Source organism: Stenotrophomonas sp. YJH_SMC_16 (genome assembly GCF_059367875.1).
Genome location: NZ_JCAFRH010000003.1, coordinates 373,072 through 395,243, shown reverse-complemented (window position 1 = coordinate 395,243; position 22,172 = coordinate 373,072). Strand labels below are relative to the sequence as shown.

Annotated in this window: 29 protein-coding genes, 1 tRNA gene and 1 riboswitch; of the genes, 17 read left to right on the top strand and 13 right to left on the bottom strand. The window is 66.3% G+C overall.

The features are described from left to right. Positions 1-43: 43 nt before the first annotated feature. Positions 44-502, bottom strand: coding sequence for an NUDIX hydrolase (locus AC5P6E_RS09410; protein WP_181389984.1), 459 nt, complete (start codon positions 500-502; stop codon positions 44-46). Positions 503-559: 57 nt separating this feature from the next. Here AC5P6E_RS09410 and AC5P6E_RS09405 point away from each other — a divergent pair, with 57 nt between their 5' ends. Together AC5P6E_RS09405 and AC5P6E_RS09400 are read left to right on the top strand one after the other, a co-directional pair. Further along, positions 560-1,057 (top strand): GNAT family N-acetyltransferase, encoded by a 498-nt coding sequence (locus tag AC5P6E_RS09405; protein WP_312720418.1) that lies wholly within the window; start codon positions 560-562, stop codon positions 1,055-1,057. A 57-nt stretch (positions 1,058-1,114) separates the two neighbouring features. Further along, positions 1,115-1,645: a GNAT family N-acetyltransferase gene (locus tag AC5P6E_RS09400; RefSeq protein WP_224329178.1), complete on the top strand. Its 531-nt coding sequence runs from the start codon at positions 1,115-1,117 to the stop codon at positions 1,643-1,645. 4 nt (positions 1,646-1,649) lie between these two features. Here AC5P6E_RS09400 and AC5P6E_RS09395 read toward each other — a convergent pair whose 3' ends face one another. Beyond that, positions 1,650-2,291, bottom strand: coding sequence for a flavin reductase family protein (locus AC5P6E_RS09395; RefSeq protein WP_313208725.1), 642 nt, complete (start codon positions 2,289-2,291; stop codon positions 1,650-1,652). Between the two features lie 105 nt (positions 2,292-2,396). Between AC5P6E_RS09395 and AC5P6E_RS09390 the strand changes: the two genes are divergently transcribed. Both AC5P6E_RS09390 and AC5P6E_RS09385 read left to right on the top strand, forming a co-directional pair. Then, positions 2,397-3,101: an ArsR/SmtB family transcription factor gene (locus AC5P6E_RS09390; protein WP_159359989.1), complete on the top strand. Its 705-nt coding sequence runs from the start codon at positions 2,397-2,399 to the stop codon at positions 3,099-3,101. 124 nt (positions 3,102-3,225) lie between these two features. After that, entirely contained in the window at positions 3,226-3,495 is a 270-nt protein-coding gene (locus AC5P6E_RS09385) for a hypothetical protein (RefSeq protein WP_043402175.1), read from the top strand. Positions 3,496-3,510: 15 nt separating this feature from the next. On the opposite strand, the gene AC5P6E_RS09380 is transcribed toward AC5P6E_RS09385, so the two are convergent. The 3 genes from AC5P6E_RS09380 to AC5P6E_RS09370 all read right to left on the bottom strand — a co-directional run bounded on the left by AC5P6E_RS09380 (position 3,511) and on the right by AC5P6E_RS09370 (position 5,758). Beyond that, positions 3,511-4,275: an acyl-CoA thioesterase domain-containing protein gene (locus AC5P6E_RS09380; protein WP_197654467.1), complete on the bottom strand. Its 765-nt coding sequence runs from the start codon at positions 4,273-4,275 to the stop codon at positions 3,511-3,513. Positions 4,276-4,393: 118 nt separating this feature from the next. Beyond that, on the bottom strand, positions 4,394-4,594 hold the full coding sequence (locus AC5P6E_RS09375; protein ID WP_197654468.1) for a hypothetical protein: 201 nt from the start codon (positions 4,592-4,594) through the stop codon (positions 4,394-4,396). A 90-nt stretch (positions 4,595-4,684) separates the two neighbouring features. Further along, the gene (locus AC5P6E_RS09370; protein WP_329834775.1) at positions 4,685-5,758 is read right to left on the bottom strand and encodes an alpha/beta hydrolase family protein; all 1,074 of its coding nucleotides are present in this window, start codon (positions 5,756-5,758) and stop codon (positions 4,685-4,687) included. 261 nt (positions 5,759-6,019) lie between these two features. Here AC5P6E_RS09370 and AC5P6E_RS09365 point away from each other — a divergent pair, with 261 nt between their 5' ends. Continuing rightward, entirely contained in the window at positions 6,020-6,526 is a 507-nt protein-coding gene (locus tag AC5P6E_RS09365; RefSeq protein WP_049482965.1) for a P-loop nucleotide/nucleoside kinase family protein, read from the top strand. 18 nt (positions 6,527-6,544) lie between these two features. Here AC5P6E_RS09365 and AC5P6E_RS09360 read toward each other — a convergent pair whose 3' ends face one another. Then, positions 6,545-7,039, bottom strand: coding sequence for a DUF6265 family protein (locus tag AC5P6E_RS09360; protein ID WP_010486050.1), 495 nt, complete (start codon positions 7,037-7,039; stop codon positions 6,545-6,547). Positions 7,040-7,173: 134 nt separating this feature from the next. On the opposite strand from AC5P6E_RS09360, the gene AC5P6E_RS09355 reads away from it, so the two are divergent. Beyond that, positions 7,174-8,007: an AraC family transcriptional regulator gene (locus tag AC5P6E_RS09355; RefSeq protein ID WP_049436581.1), complete on the top strand. Its 834-nt coding sequence runs from the start codon at positions 7,174-7,176 to the stop codon at positions 8,005-8,007. A 4-nt stretch (positions 8,008-8,011) separates the two neighbouring features. Here AC5P6E_RS09355 and crcB read toward each other — a convergent pair whose 3' ends face one another. Next, positions 8,012-8,404 carry a fluoride efflux transporter CrcB gene (gene crcB / locus AC5P6E_RS09350; protein ID WP_313125080.1) on the bottom strand — a complete coding sequence of 131 codons (393 nt, stop codon included), beginning with the start codon at positions 8,402-8,404 and terminating at the stop codon, positions 8,012-8,014. Between the two features lie 82 nt (positions 8,405-8,486). Further along, positions 8,487-8,550: riboswitch (Fluoride riboswitch) on the bottom strand. A gap of 22 nt (positions 8,551-8,572) precedes the next feature. Then, positions 8,573-8,974: a transcriptional regulator gene (locus AC5P6E_RS09345; protein ID WP_010486043.1), complete on the bottom strand. Its 402-nt coding sequence runs from the start codon at positions 8,972-8,974 to the stop codon at positions 8,573-8,575. 111 nt (positions 8,975-9,085) lie between these two features. Here AC5P6E_RS09345 and AC5P6E_RS09340 point away from each other — a divergent pair, with 111 nt between their 5' ends. Both AC5P6E_RS09340 and AC5P6E_RS09335 read left to right on the top strand, forming a co-directional pair. After that, positions 9,086-9,295: a helix-turn-helix domain-containing protein gene (locus tag AC5P6E_RS09340; RefSeq protein WP_010486042.1), complete on the top strand. Its 210-nt coding sequence runs from the start codon at positions 9,086-9,088 to the stop codon at positions 9,293-9,295. A 352-nt stretch (positions 9,296-9,647) separates the two neighbouring features. Further along, complete coding sequence (locus AC5P6E_RS09335) at positions 9,648-9,884, top strand: hypothetical protein (protein ID WP_019337197.1); 237 nt, start codon at positions 9,648-9,650, stop codon at positions 9,882-9,884. Position 9,885: 1 nt separating this feature from the next. Here AC5P6E_RS09335 and AC5P6E_RS09330 read toward each other — a convergent pair whose 3' ends face one another. Then, a complete protein-coding gene (locus AC5P6E_RS09330) occupies positions 9,886-10,935 on the bottom strand; it encodes a 4Fe-4S dicluster domain-containing protein (protein WP_134958222.1) in 1,050 nt (349 codons plus the stop codon). Continuing rightward, complete coding sequence (locus AC5P6E_RS09325; RefSeq protein WP_010486039.1) at positions 10,932-11,219, bottom strand: hypothetical protein; 288 nt, start codon at positions 11,217-11,219, stop codon at positions 10,932-10,934. The genes AC5P6E_RS09330 and AC5P6E_RS09325 overlap by 4 nt, the downstream gene beginning before the upstream one ends. Before the next feature lie 179 nt (positions 11,220-11,398). Here AC5P6E_RS09325 and AC5P6E_RS09320 point away from each other — a divergent pair, with 179 nt between their 5' ends. Together AC5P6E_RS09320 and hemN are read left to right on the top strand one after the other, a co-directional pair. Continuing rightward, positions 11,399-11,839 (top strand): group III truncated hemoglobin, encoded by a 441-nt coding sequence (locus AC5P6E_RS09320; RefSeq protein ID WP_029380056.1) that lies wholly within the window; start codon positions 11,399-11,401, stop codon positions 11,837-11,839. 44 nt (positions 11,840-11,883) lie between these two features. Further along, positions 11,884-13,293, top strand: coding sequence for an oxygen-independent coproporphyrinogen III oxidase (gene hemN / locus AC5P6E_RS09315; protein WP_029550729.1), 1,410 nt, complete (start codon positions 11,884-11,886; stop codon positions 13,291-13,293). 23 nt (positions 13,294-13,316) lie between these two features. Here the strand turns inward: hemN and AC5P6E_RS09310 are convergent. After that, positions 13,317-13,403 (bottom strand) — tRNA-Leu (locus tag AC5P6E_RS09310). Positions 13,404-13,534: 131 nt separating this feature from the next. Here AC5P6E_RS09310 and AC5P6E_RS09305 point away from each other — a divergent pair. From AC5P6E_RS09305 to AC5P6E_RS09290, 4 genes are all read left to right on the top strand, one after another. Further along, on the top strand, positions 13,535-13,969 hold the full coding sequence (locus AC5P6E_RS09305) for a BLUF domain-containing protein (RefSeq protein WP_010486035.1): 435 nt from the start codon (positions 13,535-13,537) through the stop codon (positions 13,967-13,969). A 142-nt stretch (positions 13,970-14,111) separates the two neighbouring features. Continuing rightward, positions 14,112-15,398 carry a nucleotide sugar dehydrogenase gene (locus tag AC5P6E_RS09300; RefSeq protein ID WP_010486032.1) on the top strand — a complete coding sequence of 429 codons (1,287 nt, stop codon included), beginning with the start codon at positions 14,112-14,114 and terminating at the stop codon, positions 15,396-15,398. Positions 15,399-15,453: 55 nt separating this feature from the next. Beyond that, positions 15,454-17,076, top strand: coding sequence for an FMN-binding glutamate synthase family protein (locus AC5P6E_RS09295; protein ID WP_043402155.1), 1,623 nt, complete (start codon positions 15,454-15,456; stop codon positions 17,074-17,076). Between the two features lie 108 nt (positions 17,077-17,184). Then, positions 17,185-17,646, top strand: a complete 462-nt coding sequence (locus AC5P6E_RS09290) for a GNAT family N-acetyltransferase (protein WP_071305438.1) — start codon at positions 17,185-17,187, stop codon at positions 17,644-17,646. Between the two features lie 122 nt (positions 17,647-17,768). On the opposite strand, the gene AC5P6E_RS09285 is transcribed toward AC5P6E_RS09290, so the two are convergent. Together AC5P6E_RS09285 and AC5P6E_RS09280 are read right to left on the bottom strand one after the other, a co-directional pair. Next, complete coding sequence (locus AC5P6E_RS09285) at positions 17,769-19,016, bottom strand: TIGR03862 family flavoprotein (RefSeq protein WP_329834779.1); 1,248 nt, start codon at positions 19,014-19,016, stop codon at positions 17,769-17,771. Further along, positions 19,003-19,437, bottom strand: a complete 435-nt coding sequence (locus AC5P6E_RS09280) for an FKBP-type peptidyl-prolyl cis-trans isomerase (RefSeq protein ID WP_004152813.1) — start codon at positions 19,435-19,437, stop codon at positions 19,003-19,005. The genes AC5P6E_RS09285 and AC5P6E_RS09280 overlap by 14 nt, the downstream gene beginning before the upstream one ends. Before the next feature lie 70 nt (positions 19,438-19,507). Between AC5P6E_RS09280 and AC5P6E_RS09275 the strand changes: the two genes are divergently transcribed. The 3 genes from AC5P6E_RS09275 to AC5P6E_RS09265 all read left to right on the top strand — a co-directional run bounded on the left by AC5P6E_RS09275 (position 19,508) and on the right by AC5P6E_RS09265 (position 22,156). Beyond that, positions 19,508-19,873 carry a DUF6164 family protein gene (locus tag AC5P6E_RS09275; protein WP_049413235.1) on the top strand — a complete coding sequence of 122 codons (366 nt, stop codon included), beginning with the start codon at positions 19,508-19,510 and terminating at the stop codon, positions 19,871-19,873. Positions 19,874-20,239: 366 nt separating this feature from the next. Next, entirely contained in the window at positions 20,240-21,007 is a 768-nt protein-coding gene (locus AC5P6E_RS09270) for a sulfurtransferase (protein ID WP_329834781.1), read from the top strand. Between the two features lie 153 nt (positions 21,008-21,160). Further along, a complete protein-coding gene (locus tag AC5P6E_RS09265) occupies positions 21,161-22,156 on the top strand; it encodes an LLM class flavin-dependent oxidoreductase (protein WP_043402145.1) in 996 nt (331 codons plus the stop codon). Positions 22,157-22,172: the final 16 nt, after the last annotated feature.

The following is a 22,172-nucleotide window of genomic DNA, read 5'->3' as shown; positions in this document are numbered from 1 at the left end:
TTTTGTTTGCCTGGATACCAGCACGCGCCCGGATCGATACCCGCTACAGCCGGGCCAGCGCCTGAACTGTGGCCTGCGTCAGCGGCTGGGGCAGGGCATCCAGCGCGAACCAGCCCAGGCCGGTCTGCACACCCGGCTCCTGGATGGAAGCCTCGGCACCCGCAGCTGCCCGAGCCTCGAAGATCGGCGCGACCCAGTGCTGCGCGAGCGCAGGCTCGAAATGATCGGCCACGCACAGCAGGCGCAGCAGCGTCACTTCCAGCGCCGTTTCCTCGCGGATTTCGCGGACCACGGCGGCCTCCACCGTTTCCATCCAGTCGACTTTGCCGCCGGGCAGGCCCCAATGCCCGCGCTCCGGATCGCGTCCGCGCTGGATCAGCAGGATGCGGCCGTCGGCATCACGGACGACGGCGCCGCATCCAACGCGGGGAATCTGCAGTTCATTCATGGCGGAGAAGGAGAATGAAAAAGGACGTTCCACATTCTTGCATGCACGCCGCATCAGTGGACCCGCGCTACGCTGGGCACCTGTGCATCAACAGCTTCACGAGGGTGTCGCATGCTTATCCGGCAACTCAGCGCTGAAGACGCCGAGATTCTCTGGCAAGCGCGGTTGCAGGCGCTTTGCGAGTCGCCTGCGGCGTTCCTGTCCACGCTGGCCGAGGCGCAGAATGACTCGGCGGAGGTGATGCGCGCCCAGCTTGCTGATCCCGGCACGCGCTACTTCGGCGCTTTCATCGACGGCATGCTTGCGGGCTTCCTGCGTTATGTACGCCCGATGCGAATGGCGCGACGGCATACGGCAGAAGTGCACAGTGTCCACGTGGGCACCGACCATCGTGGCCAGGGTGTCGCCCGCCAGCTTCTTCTTGCAGCGTTCGCGGCTGCGCGCGCGGAAGGCATTGAATCGCTCTCCCTCACGGTGCTGGCGGACAATACTGCCGCGCGCGCGCTGTATGAATCGCTGGGCTTCAGCGTAATTGGCACAGAGCCGCGGGCAGTCAAACGCGCGGGCAGCTACGCGGATATCGTCTCGTACTGGATCTCGCTGTGCTGACGGTGAAATGTTGCCGCGGGTACGGTCATGTTTCCGTGGCACGATGAGGCTGGACACATGTTCCAGGAAGACAGGGCAATGCACGTTCAGGTATCCAGCAGGGAGCGCGTGGCGCCGGATCACCGTCACCAAGCGGAGGATCTGCTCCGCGAGGCGTTCCCGGACATGCAGGGCGACGGCTATGCCATCCCGGGGCCGGTCGCTCTGGTCCTGGCGATGGAAGGTGATCAGGTGGTCGCCCACCTCGCACTGTACGAACGCAACGTATTGCTGGACGGCGAGCCGGAACGCATAGGCTTGATCGGCGGCGTGGTGGTACGCGTTGACGTTCGCAGGAAGGGCATCGCGTCACGCTTGATCGAAGCTGCGCACGCCGAGTTGCGCCAACGCGGTATCGATTTCGCCGTGCTGTTCGCCCTGGATCATCGGCACTACGCCTCTGCGGGCTATGTGCCAATGCAGAACGAGACCTGCTTCATCGAAGACGGTCACGCGCGCCGTTTCGTCTATCGAGGCGGCATGGTGGCCGCGCTGGGGGAGCGCCGCTGGACCACGGCCTTGCTCGATCTGCAGGGCGAAACGGTCTAGAGAGCTAGACAGAAGCCCCCACGGGCGTCTCCGCGCGGAAGTTGCGCCCGACCGGTTCGCTTACGCCCAGGTAGTGGCGGAACAGGTAGATCAGCGGTTTCCAGTGCGCAACGTCGATGTGCTGGGTGCCCGCCACGGTGATCGCTTCGTGCGCATGCACGCAACGGATCCGTCCTTCAACGATCACGAAGCCCTGGCCGTCATCCTCGCCGGGCGGGTGCATCGCCATCACGCTGACTTCCACCTGCAGCGGGCATTCGACAATGGCCTCTGGCGCGACGTGTGTCGATGCGACCGCACTGAATCCGGCCAGCGCGAACTTGTCGCGCACGTGCACGTAGCCCATCGTCTGTTTGGCAGCGGGCACCGGATCGCAGCCTGTCGCCCGCGCGATGGCCTCGACCTGTGCGGCCTGCGCGGATGAGGGGAAGTTCAGTACGCACTCGTTGCGCAACTGCAGGTTGCGATAGCCCTGGCCCTGCACGCCGAGGCCCAGCACCACCCGGTTGCCCAGGGCCCAGAACGAAGACAGCGGACTGATGTTGCTGCTGCCGTCGTCGTTCAGCGTGGTCATCAGCAGCACCGGCGTGCCCGGATACAGGACTGAAGGGGTGATGCGGCGGCGGGGGATCGGAGCGTTTTTCACGGCAGGCCTTGCGCTAACGGGGTAGCCACTGTGCCTTGGCAGACGGTGCCGACGCTTCGGCCTGCATCGAACTGTTGGCCTGCGACGGCGTGCCACAATGCGGCCATGGTCCACACCCCTGGTTCCCTTGTCAGCGTCGGTGCCCTGGTCGGCGACCAGGCGCGCGCGGCCATGCTGCTGCAGCTGATGGATGGGCGTGCGTATACCGCGACGGAGCTGGCTCGCGTGGCCGGAGTGACACCGCAGACGGCGAGCACGCATCTGCGCAGGCTGGTTGAGGGCGATCTGCTGGTGTCTGTCGCGCAGGGGCGCCACCGCTACCACCGGCTGGCCTCGCACGAGGTTGCCGACATGCTGGAGGGCATCCTGCGCGTTGCTGACCGCACGCCGTCCTGCACGGCTTCCGCATCGCGCAGCATGCCGGCGTTGCGTGAGGCACGTTCCTGCTATCGACACCTGGCCGGCGTGCACGCGGTGGCCATCACCGACCATTTGCTGAGGGCGGGGCATGTGTTGCCGGGCCTGGGGCATTGGCGGGTGAGCGAGGGCGGTGCCGATTTCTTGCGAGGACTGGGCCAGCCACTGGCCGATTTACTTGGGCAGCCGGTCGCGGCCAAGCCTGCGCGCTATTGCAGGGGGTGCCTGGACTGCACCGAGCGGCGTCCACATCTGGCGGGCCTGGTCGGCGAGGCGATGCTGGACAGCTTCGTGAGCAACGACTGGCTCCGACGCGTCGAGGGCCGGCGCGAACTACGCCTGACTCCGCCGGGGCGCGAGGCACTGTGGCGGCTGTTCACCCTGGCGACCTGAGCCCTGCGGTCAGTCTCAGCCACCTGCGACATGGAAAGGCGCTATGGTCGAGTTCCACGTCTTAGGGAGCTGCAATGGCGAGCAAGGACACTACGGATCGCTTGCGGCACGGAGCGAATCGGAAATGAGCAAAATCATGGCAGATGTGCGCTGGTTGACCTTTCGGCTCAAGAACGGGCAATCCATCGGACCGGATCGGCTGAAAGACGGATGGGTGATTGCCTCGGAAACCGCCCGCTGCGAAGTCCGCCGCGAGCATATCGAAGGATCGGGCCTGGTCTATGCTCTGTACGCCCCGGCCAACCTGGCCTCACCGCGGCGCGCGGAGATGCGCATGCGCGAATTCCTGATGAGCTCCGGCTACACCTTCACCATGGGCACGCTGGGCGGCTGACGCCGCCCGTTGGGATCACGGGCGCACGGTCAGTGCCTGGCCGAGCGTGCCGATCGGACCGCGTGCATCGTGCAGCACGGTGCTGGTCAAGCCGAGACCCTGGTGGCCAAACGACACCGACGTGTCGAAGCCCAGCCACTCGCCTTCGGGCATGCCGAACAGGTGCGCGGTCAGATCGAGGTTGGGGAAGGCGACCTCCTTCGGATCGGCGCGCACGGCCATGCCATTGGACAGATCGAACAGGGTGGCGGCACGGGCCAGTGGACTGACCGGCTCGCCGTCCAGCAGCGCATGCTTCGCGCGCGCCCAGTAGGTGGCACGGCCTGGCCCCTGATCGTGCCGGCGGATCTCCACGCTCTTGATGAATCCGCCTGGCCAGACCGTACCTGGATCCCATTCGGGCATTGATTCCGGCGGTGCAATGGCAGCGATCGGCGTGCCGGCGATGGCCTGCGTATCGTTCGGGCGCATCAGCCATGCACGCACGCGCAGCGCCGGGCGATCGTCATGACGCAGCGTAGCTTCGACCAGTTCGATGGTGCGACCAGCGCGCAGCACCTGTACGTCGGCCTCCATCGCTTCGATCGGAATGGTGCCGAGGATGTCGTAGGACAGGCGGGCGATCAGGAAACCGTGCCCGCGCGCTGCGGCGTCGCGTTCCAGGTGGTGCGCCAGCAGCCCGATCGCCGGTGCGATGTGTTGTTCGCGGATGTTCCAGGCGCCGCCAGCGTGTTCGGTCGGCAGGTAGCGGGTATCGCTCAGTCGTTCGAAGAAGGCCATCGTATGCGTTGTTTCAGCAGTGAGCGGAGGCGGCAGGCATTGCACCGATCCCTGCATCGTAAGCGCTTGGCGGCATCGCCGGCTGAGCCGGCTCCCGCAGGAGCCGGCCGGATGCCGGTCAGGAGGACTGGCAATCCATTTCGCGGCACATCTTGTACTGGGCCAGGCATTCTGCGGGTGTCTTGGCCAGTGGGCCTGAGGTTGCACGCAGACAATATTCGTACTGCTGGCTGCAGAATTCACAGGGGCCTGCGGCGAAGGCCAGGCCGGTCACGGCCATGCCAAGGAGCATCACGGTCTTCAAGGTCGTCTTGATCATCACGTCAGTCCTTTGTGTGCCCGTCAATGGGCCGGGCCACCATAGCAGCACTTGCTGGACGGTCCTGATGCGCTGCGGCACGCGGTGGTCTCAGTGCTGTACCGCCTTCAAGGCGTCGACCACCTGTGCTTCCGCAAAGCCACAATGCCCTTCGCCCACTGGCGGCAGCACGCGCGGCAATGGTCGCGCGCCAGCCCGTGCGGCCATCTGCGGATACACCGCCTGCATGTGGGGCACGATGGTGGGGTCGTTGTGGTTGAACTGGATCGCCAGCGGTCGCTTCACCGCGCCGGTCAATGCGAGCGCATTGCGGACATGCGCCTGCGCCGCAGGCACGGGATCGATGCGCTGCACGCCGGCATTGAACGCGGCGTCGTCACCGAATCCGCTGTACACCACACCAAGGTTGCCGACCGGCATGCCGCCGCTGCGCGTGGCCAGTTCATGCAGGACCAGTGCGTGCAGGCTGATCGTGCCGGCCAGTGCATCAGCGGAGACCTGCAGCCGCTGCGCCAGCAACGCGGCGTGCAATGGATCGTGCTGCAGTGCATTGGCGATGCCCTGGTACAACTCGCCCTGTGGCAGCGCGGCGGCTTCGCGCGATGCCAACCCGGTGCCCGGCAGCCCCTTCGCCTTGGGGAAGAAATAATCGAACGCGACCAGCGTGGTCAGCAGGTCGGTCGCGATCTGTTCGCCACTGAGATTGGCGCCGCACAGCGACACACCACCGGCATAGTGCTGCGGGAAGCGCTCGAGGCTGCCAATGGTCACGGCACCGCCCATCGAGAATCCCAGCATCCAGGTGTGGCGCACATGCTTGAGTTCAGCCACTACCTGCTGGCGCAGGCGTTCCGTATCGGTAATCGCATCGGTCACCGCCCAGCCCTGGCTGGAGTATGCGCTCTGCGCGACGGCGTAACCGGCGCCCAGCAGCGCTGCCGTGCTGTCGTTGGCGGCCATCGGCGTGGTGCGCGGCACGCCCACGGGCTCATAGCCGTGTGCCAGCATCACCAGGTCGCCGTTCCAGTCTGCCGGTACATCCAACCGCCAGGGCGCGCCCTGCAGTTCGCCGCTGAGCATGCGTGCCGCCGTCGGCGGTGCAGCCAGCGATGTCATCCAGGGCAGCAGGCAGAGGGCAACAGTGCATCGAAGCAAGGGACGCATCGGGGTCATTCCATGCGGGAATGGCGCCGAGCATAGATGCCAACGAAACGTTGCGCGCGCTGCACTGCCGCAGGGGGTTGCGGGCCGAACAGGCGGCGCTCTACGCTGGCGGCATGGCCCTGCACAGCACCGCGTCGATTATCCGCATTCCTCACGGGAAGGCGGGGGAGCGCGCGGTCGTCACGGCCATGCAGCCCGCCCGGGAAGGCGGGCTGCACGCAGCGCTCTCCCGGGTAGATGAATCCACCAAGGAGAACGCAGATGCACGACTCTTCATCGAACGACCCTGCGCCGACCCTGCACCTGGTGTGTGGCAAGATCGGTGCCGGCAAATCCACCCTGTCTCAGCAGTTGGCATTGGCGCCGCGCCACGTATTGATCAGCGAAGACGCATGGCTGGCGGCGCTGTACCCGGGCGAAATCCATTCCATTGCCGACTATCTGCAGCGCGCAGCCACGTTGCGCACTGTGCTGGCCGATCATCTGCGCGCATTGCTGCAGGCGGGTGTTTCGGTGGTGCTCGATTTTCCATTCAATACGCCAGCCAGCCGCGCGTGGGCACGTGAAGTGTTCTCGCCGGCTGGCGCTGCACATCAACTGCATTTCCTCGATGTTGCCGACGACGTCTGCAAGGCGCGGCTGCGCGCGCGCAATGCACTCGGCGAGCATCCGTTCCAGGCCAGCGACGAGGAGTTCGCACAGATCACCCGCCACTTCGTGGCACCGGCCGCGGAAGAGGGCTTCGTGGTGATCCGCTATACGGCGTAGGACTGGGCGCGGTGCCGGTCAGGTCGCGGGCACCGGTCCACCGCATGCGACGCGATGCATCGGGAAGTCCATTGCCTGCTTCGGATTGTCCTGCGCGATCTCGATGCGCGCATGCGCGCGCTGGTCGTCGAGGCGCCGATAGTGGATACGCTGCGGGAAGTCGTTGGCGGGATTCTCGAACACGGCTTCATTGCCATCGACCCGGGTGGCGTTGAAGTCTGTGGCGTTCTGGCCAGAAGGCAGGGCGGTCAGCACCAGGCGTCCATCATCGTGCTGGCGCAGCTGCATGAACTCGAAGCCCACCGTGCGGCCATCCCGCAGGGTGCGGCTGCTGCCGAACAGGGTGTTTCCAGCCAGGATGGACCACTGCTCGCCGGCACCGGCCGGCTGGCCATCAAGCTGCCAGCAACCGGCCAGCCAGGCCAGGTGTTCGATCTTCGAGGGTGAGGCGGACAGTGCGTGCGGGGCCGCGAGCAGCAGCGGCAACAGGGCCAAGGCGATGCGGAGAGACATCGGTGCCTCCATGCGCGGGAACGTGCGGCCTGTATAGCGCCCGGGGGATCACGCGGCCAGTGCCGTCCTTTCCAGTGCTTATTCCGATACGATCTGTCGCATTGAGCCCTTTTTGATTGACCCGGAGTCCCGCCATGGTCGACCGTCTCGCCATCCTGCTCGAACGTTTTGCGGTCACTGCCTCGGTGTTCCATGCTGGCGCGCTGTGCGGTATCAACACGCTGGACGGCGAGGACGAGGCGGGTCAGTTGCACCTGGTGCGGCGCGGGCCGCTGCAGGTCAGTCACGGGCAGCAGACCGTGCAGGTCGAAGTGCCGAGCCTGCTGCTGTATCCGCGGCCGATGCCACATCGCTTCAGTACCGACCCGCAGCAGGGCGCCGACATGGCCTGCGCCAACCTGCATTTCGAGGGCGGCCGACTCAATCCGATCAGTGCTGCGCTGCCCGATTTCATCTGCTTGCCGCTGGCCGACCTGTATGGAGGCAACGCGGCGCTGGAACTGCTGTTCGAAGAGGCGTTCGAGCAGCGCTGCGGGCGGGCAGCGATGGTCAACCGGCTGTTCGAGGTGGTGATGATCCAGGTGCTGCGCCAGCTGATGGAAGGTGGCGAGATGCGCGGCGGCCTGTTCGCCGGGCTGGGTCATCCGCGGCTGCGGCTGGCATTGGTGGCGATGCATGAAGCGCCCGCACAGTCCTGGACCCTGGAAGACCTGGCCGAGGTCGCCGGCATGTCACGCAGCGTGTTCGCCGCCAGCTTCCGCGAGGCGATGGGCACCACGCCAGGCCAGTACCTGCAGGGGTGGCGGGTCGGACTCGCGCAACAGGCGCTGCGGCAGGGGCGGCCGCTGAAGCGGATCGCCGACGATGTGGGCTATGGCAGCGAAGCGGCGTTGTCGCGCGCGTTCAAGGCGCATACCGGGCAGTCGCCACGGGAATGGCGCGGGCAGGCGCGGGCCAGCGCGGCCTGATCGGTCAGCCCAGCACCAGCCGGGCCAGCTTCATGCCACCAAACAGACCGGCCAGGGCCAGCGCCACCGAGCCACCGGCATACAGTGCCGCCAGCCCATGCTGGCCACGCTGCAGCAGCAGGCCGATCTCCAGCGCGTAGGTGGAAAACGTGGTGTAGCCGCCGAGGATGCCGGTGGCCAGCAGCAGGCGCAGCTGTGGCGAGGCGCCATTGCGCATGGCGAAGACCTCGACCACCACGCCCATCAGCAGCGCACCGCTGATGTTGATCAGGAAGGTCGACCAGGGCCAGGGACTGCCGACCGCCACCCGCGCGCCGATCAGGTTGCAGGCGTGGCGCAGGCAGGCGCCGATGCCGCCGCCGACGAAGACCAGGAAGTAATTGTTCAATGCTTGCATGGCGTGCCTCGAATGCGGGTTCGCAAGGTCAATGGCGAACGCCGAGGGCAGGCACGACCTGCCGTCGACGAACACCGGGTTCGTCCTGGCAGGAGCCATCAGCCTTCTCAGGCGGTTATCGGGGGAGCCCCATCCCCATCGTGGTCCATGCTACCAGCGGCGGTGCATTCACGTCATCGAGGTCGTCAGAACGCGAGCCACCTTGCTGCGGCTGAAGCCATCCATCAGCAGTTCGAACGCGAGCAGATCCAGCGCCGCATGGCGGCGGTGGTCGATCTCCAGCCCGTTCTCGGCCACCAGATGGCTGACCAGCTCGTAGGCGTCCTGCCAGACATCCAGATGGGCCTGGCTGGGGATGTAGGCACTGCCGGGCTCACCGACGCCGAGCCCGCTGACCCCGTACAGCAGCTCGCGGGCGTCCAGCTTGGCCGCATCTGCGATGCGGAACAGCTGTTCGGCTTTCACGTGCGAGGCGCTCACGTGATCGTTGAGCCAGTTGCTGATGGTTGCTGTCGTTGATTTGGCGGCGCGTGCCAGATCGGCCGGGCGTGGGTGCCCGGCTTTCTTCATGGCTGCCGCGAGTCGTTGGCCGAGAGTATTCATCTATGCAAGCCAGCTTAACGCGTGGATTGCGAAGAAGCCTTGTCGCAAGAATCAGTCTGGTTAACAGAAGGACCGACCGTGACCGAATTCTGGAGCAAGCGGCAGGTGCGCACCCGGCTGGGATTCCGCACCGACGCCGAACTGGCACGCTTCTTTGGCATAAGCCGTTCCGCAGTGTCGCAATGGCCGAGGGACTTCCCGATTCCGGCCCTGCGGCAATACATCCTGCATCAGCGCTATCCGAACCTGTTCCCCACGACAGAAGCGTCGGCGGGCGAATCCATCTGACTTGCGCCGCCTTTTGTCGCATCTAGCACGCTAAGCGCCTTTTGCTAAGTATGCTTAGCAAAATAGGTAAGATCGATCGATCTGAGAATCACAATTGGCGCCATCTACTGGAGGTGTCGGTTCCTGGGTCCCGCTTACTGTCGGCTTCACCCCATCCGGGGGGCCGGGTCCCCGTATGTAGTTTCGTGAACGATTAATAATTTCAATCACGAAAGTCGCTGCATGTAATTGACCTGTCGTGAAATCTATGACTAATTGGAGTCAACCAAGCGTGAAGCCTGGGAGTCTTTCAGTAGCACGCAAGTGAGTCGGTAGACCGTCAACAATGCAGAACAAGTCCAACGGAGGTCGTATGGAATACGGCATGCATGGCTTGGCTGAACGGGTACGCCGCGAACTGGAAGCCAGTTACCACAAACACGGATGCGGTCCGGCGTTCTGGGATACCTACCAGCAGGTGCTGGACCGTCTGGTCCCGCAGGGGACCGAGCGTACCGAAGTCACCAACGAAATGGCGCTGATCATCGAGCAGCTTGGCATCGTCCGGCGTGCGCAGCTTGTGCCGCCGCACGCCAACGGGTCGCGTTGATTCAGAGCAGGCGCCAGGCGCCGCAGGCAAGCAGCGCCAGCAACAAGGACAGCAGGGCCAGGGTCCGGGGTCGCCACAGGCGCTTCGGTTGTCCAGCCATCGCCTGCGGACTGCAGTAGCGCACCAGCCCCGGACCGAAACCGGCCCGGTGCTGTTGTTGTGCGCAGGCCTCCAGGCAGGCGCCGCAGGCCAGGCAATCGGCCTGCGGCCCCTGGCGGATGTCCAGCTGCATCGGGCAGGCGCTGACACAAGCAGCGCAGTCGATGCAGTCACCGAGGCGGTCGGCGCTGAAGGTCGGCATCGGTCCGGCCAGCAGCGGATGCGCGGCGCGGAATACGTAGTCCTGCGCAGTGGTCGGGTCGAGCAGGCCGCGGCCACGGCCCAGTACTCCGCCAAGCCCGGACGGACGTGGCCCGCGCGGCTCACCGCGACGGGCGTCGTACAGCATGCGCGGTGTGTGCGGATCGGTCAGCAGCGGCTGCATGCGTGCGAACGGGCACAGCGAGCGGCAGACCTGCTCGCGCAGGAAACCGGCATTGCCCCAGGTCGCGGCTGCATAGAACAGCACCCAGAAGGTTTCCCAGCGGCTCCAGCCGGCGTGGGGCGCAGCGGTCACCAGTTCGGCGATGGGGCTGAACAGGCCGACGAAGGTGATCCCGGTCCACAGCGACAACAGCCCCCAGGCCAGCTGGGTGGCCGGGCGTACAGCAGGTGCAGGCAGCATGCGGGCCGCGCTGCGGGCGATCCAGTCGAAGGCGCGCCGCCACAGGGTCTGCGGGCAGGCATGGCCGCACCAGATGCGCCCGGCGAGGTGGGTAAGCAGCGCAAGGCCCACCGCCAGCACCGCCAGCAGTCCGATCAGCACGCCGGCGTCGCTGGGCCACAACGTCCAGCCAAACAGGTCGAATCGCCGCGCGTTGATGTCCAGCAACAGCGCCTGGCGACCCTCCCAGCGCAGCCACGGCAGTGCGTAGAACAGCGCCAGCAAGGCGGCGCTGAGCGTGCCGCGCCAGTGCCAGGGACGAGGGATCCGGGTGCAGGACGTACTCATCCCAGCGGCAGCTCGTCGTCGTCATCGCTCGGCATCGGCCGCTGCAGGTACCAGGTGACCGCACTGGACAGTGCCGTCACCGACCAGAACATGAAGAATCCCGCCGTATAGCCCAGTTCGCGACTGATGGCCGTGCCCGGGAAACTGATGGCCTGCAGGCGCAACGGATCGACGAAGGCGAAGAACACCACGCTGGCAACACCGGCGGCGATGAAGCTGGGCCAGAGGATGGCGCCCCACTGCTGGATCAGCCTCTGGCGGCGGTTGGGAGAAGGTCTGTTCATGCTGTCCCGGATCGAAAAGTGGGCGGCGCGTATACTTCGCCAAGGCTGGCGCGGCATCCGCAGGGCATGCTTCCTGCAAGCGTGCCAGCCTAGGTGCAGCGGACTGCGCCGACATTGATCTGGATCAACGGCGCTGCCGCCTGGGTGCGGCACACTGCCGGCACGCTTTGGGTACCCCGATGAACGCAACACCGCCGCCTGTCCTCCCCGTCGCCTCGCCCGGGTTGTGCACCGAGCAGGACGTGACCCGCCTGGTTCACGATTTCTATGCCCGCGTGCGTGAGGAAGAACGGCTGGGACCGGTGTTCGAGGCGCACGTCCACGATTGGCCTGAGCATCTGGCGCAGCTGGTCGACTTCTGGTCGGCGATGCTGCGCGGTACCCGCCGCTTCAAGGGCTCGCCGATGTCCAAGCACATGGCCATCGAGCTGGACAAGGACCTGTTCGACCGCTGGCTGGTGCTGTTCCGGATCACCACTGCCGAATGCAACAACCCGCCGATGCAGGAACTGGCCAACGACGTGGCCGCGCGCATCGGTGACACCTTCTGGAAGCGCTACCAGATGCTGCGCTGGCCGCAGGTGGGTCTGCCGGTGCTGGGGATCCCCGGCAAGGATTGATCTGGGTCAAGGCGGCGCAGGCCGCCCGGCGCGATGCTGGCGGCATGGACACGTTCTCTCCCGCCGCCGGTGGCCTGGCCTGGACCTTCGACCCCGACCTTCTGCGCCGGCACGACCGGCCGGGCCCGCGCTACACCTCGTATCCGACCGCGCCGCATTTCCATGATGGCTTCGACGCGCCGGCGCTGCGCCAAGCGATTGCCGACAGCAACCAGCTGGCCCGCGCGCTGTCGCTGTATGTGCATGTGCCGTTCTGTTCCAGCCCCTGCTTCTACTGCGGCTGCAACCGGGTGATCACCCGCGATCGCGGTCGTGGCCACAGTTACGTCTCGCGCGTGCTGGCCGAGGCCGACCTGTTGGCGCCGCAGTTCGATGACGGCCGCGAGGTGATCCAGCTGCACCTGGGTGGTGGTACGCCGAACTTCCTCGATGCCGAGGCGATGACCACGCTGGTGGAAGGGTTGCGCCGGCGCTTCGATTTCAGTGATTCGCCGCAGCGCGATTTCTCGATCGAACTCGATCCGCGCTTCATCGACACCCGCGACGTCGCCATGCTGGCGCGGCTGGGCTTCAACCGGGCCAGCCTCGGCGTGCAGGATTTCGACCCGCAGGTGCAGGAATCGATCAACCGCATACAGGGTGTGCAGCAGACGCTGGACATCCTGCGCGCCTGCCGCGACAGCGGCATGCGTTCGGTCAACGTCGACCTGATCTATGGCCTGCCGGGGCAGAGCCTGGAAGGATTCGGCGGCACCCTTGAACTGGTGCTGGCGCTGCGCCCGGATCGCCTGGCGGTGTATGGCTACGCGCATCTGCCGCATCTGTTCCGCGCGCAGAAGCAGATCGACGAAAGCCGCTTGCCTTCGCCGGAAGACAAGCTGGCATTGCTGGGCCTGGCGGTGGAGAAGCTCTCTGCGGCTGGCTACCAGTACATCGGCATGGATCACTTCGCACTGCCGGAAGAGGATCTGTCGCGCGCGCAGCGTGCCGGCCAGCTGCATCGTAACTTCATGGGCTATACCACCCACGCCGATACTGATCTGCTTGGCTTGGGCGTGAGTGCGATCAGCCACATCGGTGCCACCTACAGCCAGAATCCGCGCGATCTGCCGTCGTGGGAGGATGCGGTGGACCAGGGCCAGCTGCCGGTCTGGCGCGGCGTGGCGTTGAGTGCCGACGACCAGCTGCGTGCGGAACTGATCCAGCAGCTGATGTGCCAGGGCGAGGTGGATGGCGTGCTGCTGGGGCAGCGTCACGGCGTGGATTTCGAGCAGTACTTCGCCGAGGACCTGCGTTCGGTGCAGCGGCTGCAGGAAGACGGCCTGGCCGAATACCGCGATGGCGTGGTGCGTGCCAGCGAACCTGGGCGACCATTGCTGCGGTTGCTGGCGATGTGCTTCGACCCGTACCTGCGTGCCGCGCACGAGCAACCGCGTTATTCGCGGGCGATCTGAAGGTAGCGTGTGCTGCGCTCGCGTGGTGCCCGGAGCCGGAATCGAACCGGCATGGGGTTGCCCCCGGCGGATTTTAAGTCCGATGCGTCTACCAGTTTCGCCATCCGGGCCTGCAGCGCGGCGCCGATTGTAGCCCACCTGCGGTGCCGCGACCGGATTGCATCACGGCGGCCGCGTGCTTAACTGTCGATCGCATTCATGTCATAGTCCCTGCCATCGTTCCCAGGGGGGGAGCCACCTGATGTCGCTGCACGCGATTGCCTATGCCAGTGAGGCCCGCGCCGATCTGCAGACAACCGATCTTGACCGCCTGCTGGCCGACGCCACGGCATTCAATCGTGTAGCCGGTGTCACCGGTGTCCTGATGTTCGACGGAGCACGCTTCCTGCAGTATCTCGAGGGCCCGGAGGACGGCATCGATTCGGTGTTCCAGCGCATTCTCAACGCGCGCAGCCACGTGCAGCTGAAAGTGCTGTGCCGTGCACCCGTGGTGCAGCGCGCATTTCCGCGCTGGTCGATGGGCACGCGGCGGATCGAGCCGGAGCTGCTGGCGCAGATTGTCGATGCCGCGTGGCCCGGCTTCCTGCTTGGCAGTGGTGGATTCGAGCGCCTGCTGCAGGCCTGGACCGGCGCCGACGGCGAACTGGAACCGGCCGCGGTGGCGTTGGGGTCCTGAGCCCGCCTTGGCGGCAGGGCGCCGGGGCCGGTAGGCTGTAGCCTTTCTGGCGCAGGTTTTCCGGAGTGGTGCAGCAGATGAGTGTGTTGGCCGAAGCCATGGCAGCGTATGTGCGATCGCATCCGTTGCACGGGATGTGCCGATGAGTGCGCCGGTTGCGGCGGCCAGCGCCCCCCGGTTTGCGGTGATCGGCCTGGGTTATGTCGGCCTGCCTTTGGCGGTGGCGTTTGGCCGGCAGTGGCCGACGTTGGGCTTCGATATCGATGCCGGTCGCATCGCCGAGCTGCGCAGCGGCCAGGACCACACGCTGGAAATGGAAGCCGACGAGCTGGCCAGTGCGCAGCTGCTGCAGTTCGGCAGTGATCCGGCATTGCTCGATGCCTGCAATGTCTACATCGTCACCGTGCCGACCCCGATCGATGCTTACGAGCAGCCTGACCTGGAGCCCCTGCGTTCGGCGACACGGCTGATTGCCAGTCATCTTCGCGCCGGCGATCTGGTGATCTACGAGTCCACGGTGTACCCCGGCACCACCGAGGAAGTGTGCGTGCCGCTGCTGGAGCAGGGGTCGGGCCTGCGCTTCAACGAAGACTTCTATTGCGGCTACAGCCCGGAACGGGTCAGTCCCGGCGACCGCCAGCGGCGCCTGGCCGACATCCGCAAGATCACGTCCGGCTCGACACCGGAAGTCGCTGCGGTGATTGATGGTCTGTACCAGCGCATCATCGCCGCCGGTACGTTCCCGGCACCTTCGATGCGCGTGGCTGAGGCGGCCAAGGTGGTCGAGAACATCCAGCGCGACGTCAACATTGCGCTGGTCAACGAGCTGGCCCTGATATTCGATCGGCTCGGTATCGATACCCAGGACGTGCTCGACGCCGCCGGCAGCAAGTGGAATTTCCTGCCGTTCCGGCCGGGGCTGGTCGGCGGTCACTGCATCGGCGTCGATCCGTATTACCTGCTGCACAAGTCCGAGAGCGTGGGCTACCACCCGGACCTGATCCACACCGCACGGCAGGTCAACAACCGCGTCGGCGAGCATGTGGCGGCGCGGGTGCTGGCGATGCTGGCCGAGCGTGGCCGTGTGCCGGCGGACGCACGCATCCTGGTGCTGGGCGTGACCTTCAAGGAGGATTGCCCGGACCTGCGCAACAGCCGCGCGCTGGAACTGGCGCAACGGCTGCGCGATGCCGGCGCGCAGGTAGAGGTCAGCGACCCGTGGGTCGGCCCGGCGGCATTGACCGGCGAGGGCCTGGATTGGCTGGCCGAGCCCGGGGCAGGGCGCTATGACGCAGTGGTGCTGGCGGTGGCCCACGCCCGTTTCAAGGCGATGGATGAATCCGCAATCCGGGGGCTGTTGGCGCCGGGTGGCCTGGTCTACGACGTGAAATCGGCCTGGCCGCGCAACGTGGTTGACGATCGCTTGTAAGCCCGGGCAGTGAACGGCGCGGTAGACTCGGGGGCAGTTGCAACCGAGGAAAGCCATGCACCGGTATATCGTCTACCTGCTCGCCATCCTGATGTTCCCGATATGCCTGTGGCTGGCCACGATCTGGCCGGCCTGGTATTGGGGCGTCGGCTTGACTGCCGCGATGGTGGCGCTGGGGACCTGGGATCTGCTGCAGAAGCGCAGCACGCTGCGCCGCAACTATCCGGTGATGGCGCACTTCCGCTACGGGCTGGAATCGATCGGCCCGGAGATCCGCCAGTACTTCGTGCAGAGCGACCTGGAAGACGTGCCGTTCTCGCGCCAGCAGCGGGCACTGATCTACCAGCGCGCCAAGAACGAGATGGACACGGTGCCGTTCGGCACTCTGCGCAGCACCTATGCGGTGGACTACGAGTGGATCAATCATTCGCTGGCACCGACCGCCATCGCCAAGCATGACTTCCGCGTGTTGATCGGCCCGAACTGTGCCAAGCCCTATTCGGCCAGCGTGTTCAACATCTCGGCGATGAGCTTCGGTTCACTGTCGGCCAATGCCATCCGCGCGCTGAACGAAGGCGCGCGCCAGGGCGGCTTCTATCACGACACCGGCGAGGGTTCGATCTCGCCCTACCACCGCGAGATGGGCGGTGACCTGGTATGGGAGATCGGCTCGGGCTACTTCGGTTGCCGTGACGAGAAGGGCGGTTTCAGCGAGGAGCGCTTCGTTGCCAATGCCACCCATGACCAGGTCAAGATGATCGAGATCAAGCTGTCGCAGGGCGCCAAGCCGGGCCACGGTGGCGTGCTGCCGGCGCCGAAGGTGACCGCCGAGATCTCGGTGACGCGTGGCGTGCCGATGGGGGTGGACTGTGTGTCGCCGTCGCGTCACTCGGCGTTCTCGACGCCGGTCGAGCTGCTGCAGTTCGTCGCCCGCCTGCGCGAGTTGTCCGGTGGCAAGCCGGTCGGCTTCAAGCTGGCCATCGGCCACCCGTGGGAGTGGTTCGGCATTGCCAAGGCGATGCAGGAAACCGGGTTGCTGCCGGATTTCATTGTGGTCGACGGCGCCGAGGGCGGCACCGGTGCGGCACCGGCCGAATTTGTCGACCATGTCGGCGTGCCGATGCACGAGGCGCTGCTGCTGGTGCACAACACCCTGGTCGGCCTCGATCTGCGCGACCGCATCCGCATCGGTGCGGCTGGCAAGATCACCAGTGCGTTCGACATCGCGCGGACCATCGCGCTGGGGGCTGACTGGTGCAATGCCGGCCGAGGCTTCATGTTCGCGCTGGGCTGCATCCAGTCGCTGAGCTGCCATACCGACAAGTGCCCGACCGGCATCGCGACCCAGGATCCCGCACGCTGGAAGCATCTGGATGCACCTGACAAGGCCACTCGTGTGTACAGCTACCACGAGCACACGCTGCATGCCTTGAAGGAACTGCTGTGTGCAGCGGGCCTGAACGACCCGGCTGAACTTGGGCCGGAGCACATCCTGCGTCGTGTTTCGCCGGTGGAGATCCGTTCGCTGGCCTCGCTGTACCGTTACCTGGAACCGGGCGAGCTGCTGCACAAGGTGCCCGACCATGCGGTGTTCCATGCGTTCTGGGCCGATGCACGCAGCGATTCCTTCCAGCCGCCGCCGAAGATCCAGGCACTGCGCGCCAGCAAGTCTCGATAACGTGTTGTGTTGTAGAGCCGAGCCCATGCTCGGCTGATCTTCGTTCCAACATCGCGATGCGTGATCGAGAAGCAGCCGAGCATAGGCTCGGCTCTACAAGGAGATGTCATGCAGTTCAGGACCGGCACCATGGATGACGTGGCCATGTTGTGGGCGCTGCGCACGCGGTGCGTGCGGGAGACCTGCAGCAGTCATTACCCGCCTGAGGTCATTGCGCCCTGGTCTGCCTCGCCGCCACCGTCGCAGTACGCGCGGCTGTTGTCGCAGGGTCGCTGCGTGGTGGCCGAGGACGAGCAGGGCGGTCTGCTCGGCTTTGGCGTGTTCGATGCCGATGCCAATGAAGTCGATGCGTTGTTCGTCGATCCGGATCGTGGCGGCAAGGGCATCGGCCAGGCGCTGATGCAGCGCCTGCTGGCGATGGCCGATCCTGAGCGCGAGGTGGTGCTGTCAGCCTCGCTCAACGCCGTGCCGTTCTATCAGCGGCAGGGGTTCATCAGTGTGCGCGAAGAGGCCTACCCGCATCCCAGCGGCGTGGCGCTGGCTTCGGTGAGCATGCGCCGGCCGTGGTGAGTGCCCGTTTTCTGCGTTCTGTAGAGCCGAGCCCACGCTCGGCTGCTTTTGATTCAAGCTGAGCGTGGGCTCGGCTCTACAGGTAGCGCAGTCGAGCATGGCTCGACGCTACAAGGCCGGTTTCAGCGCCCGGCCAACCACCCGATCACGCCTTCCGCAGCACGCAGGCCACTGGCGTAGCACGCGGTCAGCAGGTAGCCACCCGTTGGTGCCTCCCAGTCCAGCATCTCGCCGGCACAGAACACCCCGGGCACTGCCCGCAGCATCAGGCCATCATCCAGCGCACCCAGGCGCACGCCACCGGCGGTGCTGATCACTTCGGCCATTGGCCGGGGACGCAGCAGGCGCAGCGGCAGGCGCTTGAGCGTAGCCGCCACAGCCGGCAGGTCGTTGCCCGCTTCTTTACCCAGAATCTCGAACACCAGTGCGGCTTTCACTGCATCCAGGCCGGCCTGGCGGCGCAGGTGCTCGCCGAAGCTGCGGCCCTTGCGCGGGCGTGACAGATCGGCCAGCAGGCGCGTCTCGTCACGGCCCGGCACCAGGTCCAGCCACAGCATCGCGTGGCCATCGCGGTTGATGGTCTCACGCAGGTCCGCCGCCAACGCGTAGATCAGGCTGCCTTCGATGCCGTACTCGCTGGCCACGCATTCGCCCTGCAGCGACTGTGGCTGTCCGGCCAGGTCGATCCAGTGCGCGACCACCGGCTTCAATGGCGCGCCGGCATTGCGCTGGGCGAAGAATGGGGTCCAGCCCACGTCGAAACCGCAGTTGGCCGACTGCAGCGGTGCGATGTCCACGCCATGGGCCTGCAGTGGCGCGACCCAGCCGCCGTCGCTGCCCAGCTGCGGCCAGCTGCCGCCGCCCATGGCCAGCAGGGTGGCATCGGCATGTACTTCAACGGCGCCGTCTTCGGTTTCAAAGCGCAATGCGCCTTCATCACTCCAGCCGATCCAGCGGTGGTTGGCGTGCAGGCGCACACCCTGCTCCTTCAACCGACGCACCCAGCCGCGCAGCAGCGGCGCTGCCTTGCGGTCGACCGGGAACACGCGGCCAGAGCTGCCCACGTAGGTCTCCACGCCGAAGCCGGCGGCCCAGTCACGCAGTGCCTGCGCGTCGAAGCCATCCAGCCAGCTGCCGACAACGGCAGCCTGCTCGCGGTAGCGGCTGTCGAACAGCGGGCGCGGATCGGAATGGGTCAGGTTGAGTCCGCCCTTGCCGGCGATCAGGAACTTGCGGCCGGGCGATCCCTTGGCCTCGTACAGGTCGACCTCCAGCCCAGCGGCGCGCAGGCGCTCGGCGGCGAACAGGCCGGCCGGGCCGCCGCCGATGACGGCGACCCGCTGGGTCAGTGCGGTGTTACGGTTTGACATCGAGCAGCTCGACGTCGAACACCAGAGACGAGCCGGCCGGAATCGGGCCAACCCGGCGGTCGCCGTAGCCGTAGTCCGGGGGGATCATCAGCGTGCGCTTGCCGCCGACCTTCATGCCGGCCACGCCCTCATCCCAGCCGCGGATGACCTGGCCGGCGCCGAGTGCGAAGGTGAACGGTTCGCCACGGCTGACCGAGCTGTCGAAGGTCTTGCCGTGCTTGGTCTCGGTGCGGTTGTCATAGATCCAGCCGGTGTAGTGCACGGTGACCTTGTTGCCGGCAACGGCCTCGGTGCCGGTGCCTGGGACGGTATCGATGCGCTCGAAGGTGGTCAGGGTGCCACCCGGCGGCGGGCCGGACGGTTCGGTCGAGCAGCCAACGGCGGCGAGGGACAGCAGCAGGGGAAGCAGCAGGCGGCGCATCGGGCGTCTCCGGAAGGGCGCAGGGCGAGGGCGGCAAGGGTAGCGCATCGGCGCCGGGTATCATGGGGGCATGGCAAAACTCCTGCTCAATCTGCGCAATGTCGGCGACGACGAATATGCCGATGTCTGCACGCTGCTCGACCAGCACGGCATCGCCTGGTATCGCACCGAACCCAGCCCCTGGGGCATTTCCAACGGCGGCCTGTGGCTGCGCGAGGACGCCGATCACCTGCGTGCGAAGGCGCTGATGGCGGAGTACCAGGCCGAACGCGGGCCGCGCATCCGTGCCGAGCGCGAGCAGGCGTTGCGCGAGGGCACGGCGGAGACCTTCGGCAGCCTGTTCCGGCGCCGACCGGGGTATGTGGTGCTGGTGCTGCTGGCGATGGCCGGTGCGGCGGCGCTGGTGCTGCTGCCGTTCGTGCTGTTGCGGGGGTAAGGGGTTTCGGCCGGGTTGCACCCGGCACCCGCAGAGGCAACGGCAACGTCAAAAGCCGGGCTTCAGTGAGAGGGCGGGGCGGTGTGGGCACGCGGGGGACGGCAAAAGCTGCTCCTGCGTGCCTCGTAGAGCGCCTTGCTCGTGTGCGCTGTCCTGCGCACACGGCAAGACCGGGGTTGGGCATCCTGCCCAACCCGCCCGGCGCATGCCCCGGGCCCATGGCGCTCTGCGCCCCCGCCTGCCCACACCGCCCCACCCCTGACAGATTCCGGGTGTCTGCCGGGCTTGGGGTCGGATCCCTCTGCCGTGCAGAGGGCTCTGATCCCTGAATCTGTCTGTGCGGGCAGGAGGCGCTAAAATGGCGGGATGATCGCCAATACCGCCGCTTACCATTTCGTCGTCATCGACGCTCCCCAGGCCCTGTGCGACCAGCTGCTGGCACGTGCCGAGGCGGCGCAGCTGCGCGGCACGATCCTGGTGGCGGGCGAGGGGCTGAACCTGTTCCTGGCAGGGGCACCGGAAGCGGTCGAGGGCTTCTATGCGGCCCTTCGTGCCGATGCGCGCTTTGCCGACATGCGGGTCAAGACCAGCCTCAGTGAGCATCAGCCGTTCGCGCGGCTGAAGGCCAAGGTGAAGGACGAGATCATCAGCTTCCGCCGTGACGACGGCCAGCCATTGGACTATCCGCGCGCGCCGGCGATCGATCCGGCCACGGTGCAGCGCTGGTTGCGGCAGGGGCATGATGACGCCGGCAAGCCGGTGGTGATGCTCGATACGCGCAACCTGCAGGAAGTGGAGTACGGCACCTTCAAGGATGCGCTGGTGCTGCCCATCCACAAGTTCACCGACCTGCCCGAGGCGCTGGCGCCGCACCGCGAAGCGCTGAAAGACAGCACCGTGGTCAGTTTCTGCACCGGCGGCATCCGCTGCGAGAAGGCCGCGCTGTGGATGTTCAATGACGGCATGGACAATGTGCTGCAGCTCGATGGCGGCATCCTCGGCTACTTCGAGGAGGTGGGTGGCGAAGGCTACGAAGGCCGCTGCTTCGTGTTCGATGAGCGCGTGGCGCTGGACGCCGAGCTGAAGCCGATGGTGGACCAGCCGCTGCCGGAGCCGCGCCCCAGCGCGTTCTGACCGCGCTTCTGTAGAGCCGAGCCAATGCTCGGCTCTACACGATCCGGTGGGCGCTGAACCTGCCCCCACGGGAATCAGCATCCCGCCACCGTCACTGGCCGCGGCGCCGGGCCGTCCCCATGCATGGGGGATCCTGTGACGGAAAAACGCCTGATGATCCCGTTGTCGATCCTTGACCTGGCCCCGGTCTGCGAGGGCAGTGACACCACAGCCGCTTTCGCCAACATGCTGGAACTGGCCCAGCACGCCGATGCGCTGGGCTACCGCCGCTACTGGCTGGCCGAACACCACAACATGCCCGGCATCGCCAGCGCGGCCACCGCTGTGCTGATCGGCCATGTGGCCGGGGGCACAAAGCGCATCCGCGTCGGTGCCGGCGGCATCATGCTGCCGAACCATGCCCCGCTGCAGGTGGCCGAGCAGTTCGGCACGCTGGCCTCGCTGTATCCGGACCGCATCGACCTCGGCCTGGGCCGCGCGCCGGGCACCGATCAGCCGACCGCGCGTGCACTGCGCCGCTACTTCGACAGCGCCGACCAGTTCCCGCAGGATGTGCGCGAGCTGCTGCACTACTTCGAGCCGGTACAACCCGGGCAGGCGGTGCAGGCGGTTCCAGGTGGTGGCCTGCGGGTGCCGACCTGGATCCTCGGTTCGAGCCTGTTCGGCGCGCGCATGGCCGCCTCGATGGGCCTGCCGTATGCGTTCGCCTCGCACTTCGCGCCCGACGTGATGGACGAAGCGCTGGCGGTGTACCGCCGCGAGTTCCGCCCTTCGGCCACGTTGAAGCAGCCGCACGCGATGCTGGCCCTGAACGTTGTCGCCAGCGACAGCGAAGCCGAGTCACGCCGCCTGTTCACCAGCCAGCAGCAGAGTTTCGTCAATCTGCGCCGTGGCCGGCCGGGCAAGATTCCGGCGCCCATCGACGACATCGAATCGTTCTGGGAACCGCATGAAAAGCTGGGTGTGGAGCGGGCATTGGCCTGCACCGTGCTGGGTGATCCGCAGCAGGTGGCCGAGGGCATCGCCGCCTTCGTCGAACGGCACAAGCCGGACGAGCTGATGCTCACCGCCAATCTGTACGACCACCGCGCGCGCCTGCGTTCGTTCGAACTGGCGATGCAGGCCTGGCACGCCCGCCACGCGGGCTGAACAATTGCGTCACGGC